We start from the raw sequence: 12,462 nt of genomic DNA on the forward strand, positions 1-12,462 counted from the left end.
CGGACGCGGCCAAGGTGCTGGATCGGCGACACCCTCGTAACGCACCACCTCCGGTCCTATTGCCAGGGCATAAAAAAGGCGTCCGGCTGTGCGGGACGCCTGGGATGGGCAATGCGAAAGCGGCTACAGCTGCGCCCGCACCTTCAGCCTGTCGCGGTCCACTACGGCCCGGTCCGTCAGCTCGTCGGCCACGCGCAGCACCCGCTCGATGCGGGCCCGGTAGGCTTTAGTCTGGAATTTGGCCTGGTCGCCCCGAAATTCGATGACCAGTTTGGGCGGCTCAATAGCGGGCATGGCAGTGGGATATGGATAGGCCGGCAAAGATACGTAAAAAGTCAGCCGGTGATAGCGCAGGGTCAAGTATAGCGTTTTCTACGCAAAAAGCGAGCGGCTGGCTGAAAACCAGTTGTGTGCTGTTGGCCTACCGGACTACCTGGTCAGCTTCTGAAAAGGTATTTTAGCAAGAAGTAGTTTGGCCATTAGCGCTGAACATCTATCTTGGCCCCGCATCCTGATCTACTTGCTATTCTTATCGCTTACATGTCCTTACCCACCCGGGACTTTCTCGACCGCACTGCCGACCATTGGGCCTACATCGTGCGCCGGGAGCAGCCTGCCCCCAACCTGGCTGTTTTCCTGCACGGCTACACCGGCGACTACCTCGGCACCTGGGGCCGGCTGCCGCACATGCTCTACGAGGAGGCCGATGCCCACCCGCCCCTGGCCGACTGGGATTACGTATTCCTGGGCTACCGCACCGGCGCAGTCGAGTGCTGCCTCGACCTTGCCCGCCGCCTGGCCACGGAGCTGGCCAAGGCCCACGCCGGCGCGGCTCCTTACCGGGGGGCGTACGCACGGTTCGCACTGCTGGGCCACTCGCTTGGCACGCTCGGCATCCGCCAGCTGCTGTGCGCCAGCGTGCTGCACACGCCGCCCACGCTGCTGGAGCAGCTGCACAGTATCACGCTGTTCGGGACGCCCGTCAACGGTAGTCCGCTGGCGCGGTTCGGGCAGTGGGTATTCCCGGTCAGCGACGCGCTACGGCCTGCCAGCCCCCAACTGCGGATGCTCAAGGCCTGGACCGACAGCAGCTACCAGCCCCGGCGCTGGCCCGCGCCCCGGGTGCTACTGGGCTTGGAAGACCAGGTGGTGGGCCACAAGTTCGCCGACCTGGTGAATTGGGCCGGCGACGAGCCCGCCCGCCTGGAGTCGCTCGGCCACTCGGCCATGGTCAAACCCACCGGCTGGGACTGCACCGTCGTTGACTACCTAGTGCAAGCGCTCTCGCCGCTACCCGTCCCCGCTGCCCGATGAGTCCTTCCGCTTTTCTTTCGCCCGACGAAGAACAGGCCCGACTGGCCCAGCTGGCGGTGGCACCCTGGCGGCCCACCGGCCCCGCCGTCGGGGAGGCTTTGGCGCCCCAGCCAGCCACTACTCCCGGGCTCAAGGGCCACTGGTCGCCGCTGGCAGCCACTGGCGGCGGCTCCGCCGTAGCAGGCCCTTCGGCCGCTTTGCTCCAACGGTGGCTGCGGCCGCACTGGGAAGCGCCGGTGACCGACCCGGCCCAGCGCCGGTTCCGGCAGTCGCTGCATGAGACGCTGACGGACTTGCAACTCCAGGAGCTGGCCCTGGCCAATGGGTACGTGACGCTGGCCGGGGTGCACACCGCCCTCTACGAGCAGCTGCGGGCCCTGCTCAGCACCACGGCCGTGCAGCAGTACGTACTCGATTACGGCTATCCGCTGCTCTGGCAACTAGCCCAGCGCGTAGGGCTGGCCGACGAGCTGGCCGGGCGCGACCCGGCCTTGCGGCCGATGCTGGCAGCCGTGCCGGATCAGCCGCCTTTGGCTCCCGGCAACCAGGTCCGGTTTGCCTCCTTTCTCTCCCTGTACGGGCAATGGCAACAGGACAGCGCGTTGCAGGCCTTTCAACAACTGCTCGCCGAGCCCGAACAGTCCGCCGGGCAGTCACCACCCACCGAACAGGCCTTGCGCGGGCTACTCCGGCGGGTACCAGCCGACTGGCTCCGCACCCTCTCATTGCTCCCCGAATCCGGCCCGGCGGGCGAGCCAGCAGGGCCGGCCGATACGGCCCTGGCGCTCCAAGCGGCCAGCGGGCTGGTCAGGTTCGTGGAAGGCCTCGCCAACGCCTGGCAGCTCTTCGCGGGCACCGACCGCACCGGGTTGGCAGCCTTCCTGGCCCGGCCAGTCGGCGCTTTTTTCGGCTACCACCTGCGCGGGCAGCAGGCGCTGCGCACGGGCCCGGACTGGTCGGGGGAAGCCGTCGCGCCCGAAGTACTTTTATACCTCACCACCGGAACCGTATTCGACCCCATCGGGGCCGCGCCCGAAACACCGCTACCGGCCTTGACGGCGCAGTATCAGGCGGGGCTACATTCGCTGGCCGAACTATGGGCCCTGGCCCAACAGGCCACCGGGCTGCGCCTGACCGAACCCTAACGTAGGACCGGTGAACTACCATATCCGAGCAACTACCACGAGGCTGTTCCTCCTCACGGCCGGCAGTTGTCCGGGTGACATATAGATTCCTGCCAGCGCTACGTTACCCAACAGGTGGTGCGCCAGGATTCGCCGAAACGGATACGACGCTGCACGGTAATTATCCGCTCCTTCTTTATCTCATTACTACCCCTTATTATGAATACTCTTGCCTACTATGCCGCCGCCGCACCCCACCTGCAAGCTGCCCGTGCGGCCGTTGAACAACACCGGGCCACGACCGGCGACTGGCACATCAGTGATATCGTCGACGAGGCCGGTCAGCAGTACGTGGACTTGGTGATGGAGGGCGGTGGGGTACTGGGCATTGCGCTGGTTGGTTACGTGTACGTGCTCGAAGAACTGGGCGTGCGCTTCCTGCAGCTCGGCGGCACCTCCGCCGGCTCCATCAATGCTCTACTTATGGCGGCGGCCGGGCCCGTGGCGGCCCCCAAAACCGACTGGCTGCTGGGCCAACTCACGGCGCAGGACCTGCAAGAGTTCGTGGATGGCGACGACGACGCCCGCGACTTCGTGCGCGTGCTGGTCGATAATGGCCGCCTGCTGCGCTACCTCTGGAAAGGGGCCCAGGTGCTCGACAACCTGACCCAGGATTTCGGCCTCAACCCCGGCCACGTGTTCCACGACTGGCTGCGGGGCCTGCTCGATGAGCGCGGCATCCGCACGGTGGCCGACCTGCACCGGCTGCGTACGCTCACGCCCGCCGACGGGCTGCGCCGCCGCACGGGGGAAGTGTACGCCCCGGACCACCCCATCCGCGTGGCCCTGGTCACGGCCGACGTCACGACCGAATCCAAGGTGGTGTTCCCCGAAATGGCCCCGCTCTACTATGCCGCGCCTGAGCAGGTGCACCCCGCCGATTTCGTGCGGGCTTCGATGGCCATTCCCGGGTTCTTCCAACCCTACCAGCTCACCGACTTACCGGGGACCGGGCAACCCGGCGGCCCGGCCTGGGAAGTGGCCACTGGCTACCGTGGCCCGGTGCCGGAGACGGTGTATTTCGTCGATGGCGGCATCCTTTCCAACTTCCCCATCGACTTGTTTCATCACCATTACCAAGTGCCCGCCTGCCCCACGTTCGGCATAAAGCTGGGCCTGGACCGCTCGGTGCCCAACCAAACGCAGAAGTTCACCCAGCTGCTGGGCGGCATTCTCAACACCACCCGCCACGGCCACGACTACGACTTTATCACCCGCAACCCCGACTTTCGGCACCTGGTCAGCTATGCCGACACCGGCCGTTTTAACTGGCTGGACTTTTCGCTGCCCGAAACCGATAAGCAGGCCCTGTTCGCGGAAGGCGCGCGGGCGGCGGCCGATTTCGTGGCCCGTTTCGACTGGGCGGGCTACAAGCAAGTCCGCCGCCAGTTGCTCAAAGCCTTCCAGGTCACGGACGCCGTGAGCCCGAGCACCAGTATCACCTGAACCTAGTATTCGCATCCACCGCTAGCGCAGGCTGCGGCCGCGACGGGTAGTCGATTCTCTCTTTCTCTCCTTGCTTTTTCGTTATGGCCACGCAGTACCAGATTATTCCGCTCGAAGCCAACCTGCGCAGCCAGCCCAAGCTGGTCGCCAGCACCGTTCTCGTGCAGCTCAAACAAGGCCAGCAGGTGGACGAGCTGCCCGCCCGCAGCGACACGCCGGCCGGGTGGCGACGCGTGCGGGCCGAGGTGCAAGGCACCCCGGTAGAAGGCTTCATCAAAGCATTCCTGCTCAAAAAGCTCGACCAAGTGCCGGTCGTCACGCCTCCGCCCGTTCTGCCCACGCTGCCCGAGGCCCACCTGACCCCGCCCGGTGCGGTGCGCGTGACCAACCGCGACTGGTGGGCCTACTCGCTCAACGACCCCAAGCAGCCCGGCCGCACCAGTGCGGCCATCGCAGACAGGGCCCAGGATCTGGGCCGCATCGTCAGCTACCTGCATGTGGAGTCGGCGGCCCGCTACCGGCGCACGTCCACGGCGACTTACTGCAACATCTACGTCCACGACTACTGCCACCTGGCCGGAGTGTATCTGCCGCGGGTGTGGTGGCAGGCCAAGGCGTTGGTCCAGTTACTGCAGCGGCAGCCGCTGAAGGCACGCTATGGCACCACGGTGGTGGAGTACAACGTCAATGCGCTCTACAACTGGCTGGAAGAGTTCGGCCCGGATTTCGGCTGGCGGCGCACCACCAGCCTGACCGATTTGCAACAGGCGGCCAACCTGGGCCAGGTCTGCATCATCGCCGCTCAGCGCACGAACTTGAATGCCGCCGGCCACATCGTGGCCGTGGTGCCGGAAACGGATACCCACAAGGCCAGTCGTAAAGGAAACGCCGTAACTACCCCGTTGCAGAGCCAGGCCGGGGCTACCAACTTCCGCTACGGCGGCCGCGTCTGGTGGACGGGCACGCAGTTCCGCCGCTTCGGTTTCTGGATTCACGCCTGATTTAATAGTTCCCACTCCCCCCCCCCTTTTCCTATGCCAACCCAGACTCGTGAACAGCTAATCGCGGCCGTGGAAGCCGTCATCCGGCCAGGTGGCCCTGATAGCGCCAAGATTACGGCCAACGATGTTCGAACGGCCTTCGGCATCCTCATCGACGAAGTACTGGCCCGCTCCACGCAGGAATCTACTACCTCCGTGCTGGAGTTCGTGTTCGCCACCGATTTTGGGGAGCAGGTCCGCGCCACCATCGGCAACCGTCAAGCGGGCTCTTACCGCCTGGCCGCCACGCAAAACACCACCAGCATCAATTTTGTCGTGAACGGCAATCCAACAGCTGCTCCCATAAATGTCCAGAGTGGCGACGAACTCACCGTCACCGTAACCCGGCAGAGCACCACCTCCGGCGCAATCGTGACGCTGGAATCGCTCGGCAACAATATTCCATAAGCTATGCGCTATCAGACTACGTATTACAGCAACCACCCAAGTGCCCCGCTTACCTTGGCGCAAACCCACTTGGCCAGGGTCGCTGCCGCTGGGGGGCAATTTGCCGATGCCAGCTACGTGAGGGCCGCCGTGGAATTACTACGTCGCTGGAATCTGTTGCCTCACGTTGTCCATTGGAGTGATGCCCGATTTGGTGTGGTCGTGGAGCAAGGGCAGGTTACGCGGCAGTTTTCATTGCGCGGCCCCGATGCCGTGACAACTCCCGGCGTAGCGGGTCCCCGCTATGTGGCGCAAGGCTATAATGGTCATCCGGAAATTCGATACGATCAGGCCAGCCTGCAAGTGCCCCTGCTAGATCTTTCCCATACCAACCAGTATACCACCCTCTGGCTGGGGCAACAGCGCACCCGCGACACCATCGGTTTCTTCTACGAGCTGTCCCGCGACTACAACCAGTCGGCGGGCGGAATGACGGCGCTGATCGAGAATAATCAGCTGGAAGTCGCCCATCATACTACTGATTTCGTGGTGATTCGTGATGCGGGCAGCTACCAGCAGCAACCGCTGTACGTCGTCACGCGCGGGGATTTTACGCGCAGTTCGGAAGAAATCAACGTGCGCATGAATGAGCAGGAACTGACCGAATACAGTTACGGCACGACGCCTTACAACCGGGATACGACCGGCCCACTCCGTCCCGACGTATTGTACTTGGGGGCGCGGGGCGGCAATCAATTTCCCCTGCGCAATGGGTTGCTCAACTCCCTGCTGATACTCGATGTTGCGGTCAGTGATGAGGCGCGGGGGGCCTTACAGCAGTTTCTGCGGCAGCAGTATACCCCGGTGCTCGTCCCGCAGAATGGCCTGCAAGCTTGGTTTCAGGCTGAGCGAGGGGCTCAATTCAATCAAGCGGGTCAGTTGACCTCCTGGACCGATCAAAGCGGTAACGGGATGGATCTGACGCCGACTGATGGGTCGGCTGTGCTTTCTGCTGAGCAGCTAAACGCGCATCCCATGATTCGTGTTAGTGGGCGCCTGGCATCTACTAAGCTGTGCCGGATAACGGGCAACAGTGCCCGATCGGTGTATTTCCTGGGCCGTTTGGTCGAGGGTAACGTCGTGCTGAGCTGGGGGGAAGCAAACACCGGACGGTTATTTGAGTGTGCTCAGGAAGGTAATTCACCCTTTATTCATGCCTATGGGGAGGGCATGGACAATCTGAATACGTTGGGAAGTCAACCCGTATTAGCTCCTGCTTTGTGGACCTGGCGCTATGACGGTGAAGCAGGCGGCTACAGTGAGTTTAATGATCAAGTAGGTGCTAAAGGCGGTCCGCCATACATGAACACCCCCGGTACTCCGCTGTTCTTGGCATGGGGTGGCTATTACGGCCCGAGTGTAGTAGACTTCTTAGAAGTGCTGGTGTATGACCGTTTTGTAACAGGGCCGGAACATGAGCAGATCCGCGCTTACCTGGGGGCTAAAGGAGCCGTACCGGTACGAAGCGCAGCAGATGGGGCTGTGCCTAGCCAACAGCTACAGGGCTGGTGGCGGGCCGATACTGGCGTTGAGGTTGATGCGGACGGATTCATTACGCAGTGGACCGATCAAAGCGTTCATGCCCGGCACCTAATGCCCGAGGCGGCAGGCATACTAAACCTTGATGTGTGGGCTGGCCGGACAGCCATTCGTTTTACTGGCGGACCCGCTTTTTTGCCCTTTGCCTTGCCAGAATTGGCGCCGGCGGTATACACGGTGCTGCTGGTGTTGCAAAAACAGGCTGGTCAGGATAATATGATGCCCATCGCGTTTGGTCGAAGTAGTGAGGAGGCAAACGATTTGTGGGCTAACTACAACTGCTTTGGCCTCAATAATTTTAACGACAACATCTACGGGTTACGAAATGCCAGCGATTTCCTACATCAGCCGATCCTGGTGACAGCTGAACTCTACCACCAGGATTCCTCTTCTTTCCGGCTGTGGCTCAATGGGCAGCCGCAACAGGTTGCGCCAGTTATAAACACGACTGTCGACCGACCATTATCACCCGTATTTCGGGTAGGTGGCTCCGTATTCCTTAATTCAGGCTCGTATTTGTGGAACGGTTGGATCGCAGAAGTTATTCTGTACGATCGGACCCTTGAGCAAGTGGAGCGCGATGAACTTCATGCCAACCTATTAATTAAGTATGGTATCAGTGGTGCTACAGCGCCCTCTCAATCATAGCTATCGTTCAGAGAACTGGTCGTGGCTGTTGCAGAACCCTGACCGGATTCGGGCGCGTTCCATAGCAGAAGGCGGTGATGGTGACCCGGTAGCCTAGGTCTAGGTTTTTGTCGAGTAGCAGAAACAACAGCACCGGCAGGCCCAGGCGCAGGTAGGCGTATAGGAGGCCCTTGGCCCTGCGCAGCTGCTGCATGCGGGCGGTTGGTAAGGTGCGGCCGTGGCGGTAGAACAGGTTGCGGGCTGATACTCAGATGCAGGGTGGCAAACGGCTAAATATCGTGATTGCCACTCACAGCAACTCTAAGTACATGGGCCTATGCCATGCCCGATGCAAAGACGCCCTGGCCTGGAGCTCATCCGGGGGTACCCCTCCGACGATCAATAAAAGTGGGCTCCTTACCCCATACTGCCGCCGAAACGCGAAGCAGTTCATCTGCCGAATATCCGGTCCGCTGGCCTGGGCGTTATAAGCGGGATGCGTGTGCCATTCGCCCAGGTAGTGCAACGGGGGCGTCTGTTGCTTTACCTCCGCCAGCAGTTGCTTGAGACCTCGCACGCCGCGCTCGAAATGGGTCGGCCCATGCTTGGAATCGGGTGGCGGCGGAGTTGCCAGCACGGCGGTAGCGAGTCGACGATTGGCGCTGTAATACCCCACCAAAATACCACCCGTTTCCAACGGATGCTCCAGCAGCGCCTGCTCCCGGATGACCGCCACTGCCTCAGCAGACAGCTGTAGGCACTGGTGACCATCCGGGGAACTTAACAACAGGCTCACGGGGCCATTTTAGCTTTGATGGTCCGCGCCAGCGCGGGCACCTGCCAGTCATAGTACACGGCAGCAGGCAAGGCCACCGATTCGTCGGATACCTGCTGTAACAATTCGACCGCTACCCCGGCTAATCCCGCAATCCTGTTGAGCGGAGCTGGGGTCAGCGGATGCCAGCAGCCTGCGCCACGCGGCAATTCTATTTGCTGGGCCAATTCATTCTGCTCGATTCGGTAAGGCTCAAACCAGCGGTCGAACTGCGCTTTTTCGAATGACCCTACCCGCTGCGCGTAGAAAAATAACTGCTGCGCATACAAGCTCAACGAGCAGCTAACAAATAACGCGTTGGCCTGCATGCTAGGCATGGGCACCATCCGAAGCACGTTGTCTTCCCCCGTCGCATCAATAATAATGGTCACCTCGGTCGCCGCTTTTTCGAATTCAGCACTACTAGTTGGCAGCCCGAGAGGTAGACCTACGATCTGGGCCAGCGGGTTTACTAAGTTCAGGTGGTCGGCCAATCTTACCGCCTTGCTGTCGAAGAGGTGATGCAGCCCCAGCACGTGCCGCACTAGGTTACCTCCTTCCAGCACCTGGCCATCAACCACGGTCATGTGCCGGACTCCCATACGAACCAATTGTTCGGCCAGCACACTACCTAATGCCCCGGCTCCCAGTAGCAGGATACGGGCGTCACACAAGCGCTGCGGAAGGCGCCCCCGGCTCTGGAGCTCATCGGCATGCCAGTTTTCCGCCTGTTTCACCCAGCGCAGGCTATGGGGGGCCAACAGGTGCTGGCGCAGCAACTTCATTCGGCTCTTGTCCGAACCCTTCCCCACCGGAGGCGCGAGCTGCAGGGCCTGCCAATGGTAGCGGTAAGGTGCTTCGCCCACTTTCTTCGGAATAGGAGTGCCCAGTAGCAGCAGCACTTCCGGCGAAAGGCGCAGGCGCTTCCACAAGGGGGCTAGCAACTCCTGCAAATCAAGTCCCTGGGCGGCCAGTGCCTGGGTCAATTCCTGCATGGTGGCTGGCGCTTGCCAGCCGTGCACCACCGGTATTTCATCCAGCCGGACCCATAAAGCGTGTTGTTGCGCATTGGGGGTAGACAACACTTTACCCCATTCTGGCACATGCACGGGCTGTATACCCCGCGCGTCCAGAAATTTCATTGCCACGTAGCCCCGGCGCTCCCGGATGGGCACAATCCAGGCCAGGCCACTCCGGCTTGGCTCCTGTTGCCAGCGGGCGAACGAACCTTCGTCTTCCTGGTAGATAAGTGTTGCGCTCACCTGCTGCTGCTCGATTCCAAAGTCGGGTAGCTCAAAGGCATCTCCATCCTGGACCAATTCGCCCTTGGCGGCCGCAGCTAACCATTGCAGGGCTCTCTCAACGTGCCAGCACAGCCGCTCGATGGTAGTAGACGGCTCCAGTTGTACGGCATTGCGACTTTTAGCCAGGTTACCCAGCCAGGAGCTCGTGCAGATGTGGCCGTTGCGGCAAGGCAACTGCGCGTGTTGGCTGCCATTGAACATCTGGTGGTGGAAGGTAGCGGCCAGCCCCTGCTCGCCTAGCGCCGGATGAACGGTTATCTTTCCCCATAGGTCTTGCGCGAAATCCGCCACGAGTTCCCACTCGGTGGTCAGCGGCACTGCGGCGGTGGGCTCCGCCCCGAACAGTTCGAGGCGGAGCCGCAGCATCCATGTGGCTGAGTTCGGTACGCGCTGCCACTCCCCCAGCACGGTTACGCCGGCTAAGCCAGTAAGCGTAACGCGGGCCTGGGCGAGGGCAATTTCATCATAGTCACTCATGGCCGGGCAGTGAACAGTGATTAGGCGAAACGACCAGGACCGGAGGAGCCGCCTGTGGTGGGAGGCACATAGCTGCCCCCATTGCCGCCGTTACCTCCTGAGTTAGAGCCGCCGCCAACTTCCTTCAGCAGCGAGCGTACATTGGTGATGGCCCGCTTCACATTATGCTCGCTGACGTAGCCCTCCGCGCTGTCGGCGATGATTTTATTGTTTTGGGCCTGGAAGTGCCAGCGCCACTCGCCTGCTTTATCGACGAAGTATTCATATTCGGCTCCTGGACCGCTATCGGTACCTGCCGGATTGGTCACCTGGCGCTCCGGAGCCTCTACACCAAGCGTGGTGAACAGCGCCGCTCCTTTTTCGCAGTCAGCTTTATGGTGGTAGCCTTCTGCAGAATCTGCGACAATCTTATGGTTGCCGTCCTTTAGATTCCAGCGCCACTCTTTGGCGCTGTCTTGAAAAAAGTTGAATCCCTTCATGGGTAAACGGTTTTGGTTGTAAGGATGTAAGAAACGTCTACTGCTCGCCACCGGCCGGTACTGCACAGCTTCATCTGCCTTATCAACCTGCATGCCGCTATTGCTTTGCTGACACAATTGCACTGATGGCACGTCTTGAACGACTAACCAAACCATGCAACTGGTGCATTCATGAGACAGACTTGCTTACATTTGCCGGAGTAGGCATCCGCCTGCCACAATGGCAATGTCATGCATAGCCCTTTAATCAACAAGTAGTTATGTCGCAAGAAATCAATGCTGATGCCTTGGCAGAAGCCATTGTAAGGCATCGCGAAGCCAAAAAGCTGACAGGTCGGGCGGCTGCGGCAGAGATGGACCATGTCAGTCCGTCCACTTTATCGCGGATTGAGCGGGGCAGCTTGCCCGACTTGGACACGTACATGAGAATTTGCCGCTGGCTGGAGGTGGACCCGGCTCACTTTGCCAGCGTCCCGGCCGGTAAAAAAAGCGCAGATACGGAGTCAGTGCTAAAAAAAGAGGATATAATTACGCATCTTCGGGCGGACAAACTGCTGACGCAGCAGACCCGGGAGGCGTTAATCACCATGATTGAAGTAGCGTACGCGGCCGCCCGGCGCAATATCTTTCCTGATGAGTCCCAAGTTCCCCCCCCGCTTCAAAGCTAAGGCAGAAATCACGTCCCTTGATCTACGTCGGCAACTGGGCCTCACTGCGGCTGCGGCGTGCCCCGCTAAACTGGCAACTGGTCATCATGGCGTCCTATTAGCGGCGGCTGATGCTTTCAACGACTCGATAGTCGATGCGCTCTTAGATGAATTCCCGGACCATCTGCGCATGCGTCAGCAGCTAAGATGGATTGCCAACGATACGATTGAGTTTTCGGCCATTGTGGCCATCGTCCGGGGATGCAAGATGATTCTCTACAACGCTAATAACTCGCCAGCCAGGCAGCAGAGTGATATTATGCACGAACTGGCGCACATTCTCTGTGAGCACAAGGGTGATTGCTTACAGTTGAATTCTGACATCTCGTTACGGGTGCATAATGCCGGTCATGAACAGGAAGCGAAATGGTTGGGGGCCGCGCTACAGATTCCCGAGCAAGGCATTTTCGAGCACGTTCGCGCTGGCCGGTCATCGGAAGAAATTGCCCAGATATATGGTGCCAGCCTGCCGATGGTTATTTACCGACGCCGTATTCTGGCGATTGACCGACGTATTTCTTATCTGAAGCAAGTGCGCTGAAACGGCACTATTGCCGCAAAAACGCACGAATCTCGCAGCAATGAGTTCATAATCCAAGCACCTATAAAGTGTCTCGTCCTAAGAAAAGTTGACCAAAAACTTGGTTAACTTATGGCATCACTGTCTGACTTGCGTATGCAAAAGCACGCGCTTTCCATGCGCCAAATGGTGGCTGAAATCCATCTGGGCAAACTCAACATCGCCCAGGCTGCCGCCAAATTCGAACTTACGCGTAAAACCGTTTGGCATTGGATCGACTTGGTCGAAGCGGAAGCGGAGGCCGACAATTTGCCCCCGGCTGCCTCATCGGCTCCCCCCAGGGCAAGGAGACGAGTAACTCGTCCGGTGCCGCAGCAGAGCGAAGCGGTCGAGGCCCTCACCGCGAAGATTCAAGCTCTGGAAGTCGCGTTGGAGAAGGCCAACTTCAAAGCCCTGTATTATGCCACTTTACTACGCGTAGCGGAGGAGGAGCTCGGTATTGATATCGAAAAAAAGTCCGCTACCAAGCCCTCCGCATCCTGCTAAAGAGCCACCCTTCAATCG

13 protein-coding genes are annotated in these 12,462 nt (G+C 60.3%); 9 read left to right on the forward strand and 4 right to left on the reverse strand.

The features are described 5' to 3' along the window. Positions 1-123 precede the first annotated feature (123 nt). The gene (locus D0T11_RS22650; protein WP_182888480.1) at positions 124-294 is read right to left on the reverse strand and encodes a hypothetical protein; all 171 of its coding nucleotides are present in this window, start codon (positions 292-294) and stop codon (positions 124-126) included. 246 nt (positions 295-540) lie between these two features. On the opposite strand from D0T11_RS22650, the gene D0T11_RS17775 reads away from it, so the two are divergent. The 6 genes from D0T11_RS17775 (at position 541) to D0T11_RS17800 (ending at position 7,618) form a co-directional block, all read left to right on the forward strand. Next, positions 541-1,314 (forward strand): lipase family protein, encoded by a 774-nt coding sequence (locus D0T11_RS17775; protein WP_119657155.1) that lies wholly within the window; start codon positions 541-543, stop codon positions 1,312-1,314. Continuing rightward, the gene (locus tag D0T11_RS17780) at positions 1,311-2,459 is read left to right on the forward strand and encodes a hypothetical protein (RefSeq protein WP_119657156.1); all 1,149 of its coding nucleotides are present in this window, start codon (positions 1,311-1,313) and stop codon (positions 2,457-2,459) included. The genes D0T11_RS17775 and D0T11_RS17780 overlap by 4 nt, the downstream gene beginning before the upstream one ends. A 198-nt stretch (positions 2,460-2,657) precedes the next feature. Then, entirely contained in the window at positions 2,658-3,944 is a 1,287-nt protein-coding gene (locus D0T11_RS17785; protein ID WP_119657157.1) for a patatin-like phospholipase family protein, read from the forward strand. An 83-nt stretch (positions 3,945-4,027) separates the two neighbouring features. Then, positions 4,028-4,945, forward strand: coding sequence for a hypothetical protein (locus D0T11_RS17790; protein ID WP_119657158.1), 918 nt, complete (start codon positions 4,028-4,030; stop codon positions 4,943-4,945). A gap of 33 nt (positions 4,946-4,978) precedes the next feature. Then, on the forward strand, positions 4,979-5,392 hold the full coding sequence (locus D0T11_RS17795; RefSeq protein ID WP_147374712.1) for a hypothetical protein: 414 nt from the start codon (positions 4,979-4,981) through the stop codon (positions 5,390-5,392). A gap of 3 nt (positions 5,393-5,395) precedes the next feature. After that, positions 5,396-7,618, forward strand: a complete 2,223-nt coding sequence (locus tag D0T11_RS17800) for a LamG domain-containing protein (protein WP_119657160.1) — start codon at positions 5,396-5,398, stop codon at positions 7,616-7,618. A 289-nt stretch (positions 7,619-7,907) separates the two neighbouring features. Here the strand turns inward: D0T11_RS17800 and D0T11_RS17810 are convergent, their stop codons facing one another. From D0T11_RS17810 to D0T11_RS17820, 3 genes are read right to left on the reverse strand one after another with little or no spacing between them, the layout of a single operon-like run. Then, positions 7,908-8,393 carry a Mov34/MPN/PAD-1 family protein gene (locus tag D0T11_RS17810; protein ID WP_119657162.1) on the reverse strand — a complete coding sequence of 162 codons (486 nt, stop codon included), beginning with the start codon at positions 8,391-8,393 and terminating at the stop codon, positions 7,908-7,910. Next, complete coding sequence (locus D0T11_RS17815) at positions 8,390-10,192, reverse strand: ThiF family adenylyltransferase (protein ID WP_119657163.1); 1,803 nt, start codon at positions 10,190-10,192, stop codon at positions 8,390-8,392. Before D0T11_RS17815 ends, D0T11_RS17810 begins: the two co-directional genes overlap by 4 nt. Before the next feature lie 20 nt (positions 10,193-10,212). Then, entirely contained in the window at positions 10,213-10,827 is a 615-nt protein-coding gene (locus D0T11_RS17820) for a YegP family protein (protein ID WP_119657164.1), read from the reverse strand. A gap of 104 nt (positions 10,828-10,931) precedes the next feature. Between D0T11_RS17820 and D0T11_RS17825 the strand changes: the two genes are divergently transcribed. From D0T11_RS17825 to D0T11_RS17835, 3 genes are all read left to right on the forward strand, one after another. After that, positions 10,932-11,339, forward strand: coding sequence for a helix-turn-helix domain-containing protein (locus tag D0T11_RS17825; RefSeq protein ID WP_119657165.1), 408 nt, complete (start codon positions 10,932-10,934; stop codon positions 11,337-11,339). Further along, positions 11,305-11,919: an ImmA/IrrE family metallo-endopeptidase gene (locus tag D0T11_RS17830; RefSeq protein WP_119657166.1), complete on the forward strand. Its 615-nt coding sequence runs from the start codon at positions 11,305-11,307 to the stop codon at positions 11,917-11,919. Before D0T11_RS17825 ends, D0T11_RS17830 begins: the two co-directional genes overlap by 35 nt. 111 nt (positions 11,920-12,030) lie before the next feature. Then, the gene (locus D0T11_RS17835; protein ID WP_119657167.1) at positions 12,031-12,444 is read left to right on the forward strand and encodes a hypothetical protein; all 414 of its coding nucleotides are present in this window, start codon (positions 12,031-12,033) and stop codon (positions 12,442-12,444) included. Positions 12,445-12,462 lie beyond the last annotated feature (18 nt).

The organism is Hymenobacter rubripertinctus (genome assembly GCF_003583925.1).
GTDB lineage: Bacteria > Bacteroidota > Bacteroidia > Cytophagales > Hymenobacteraceae > Hymenobacter > Hymenobacter rubripertinctus.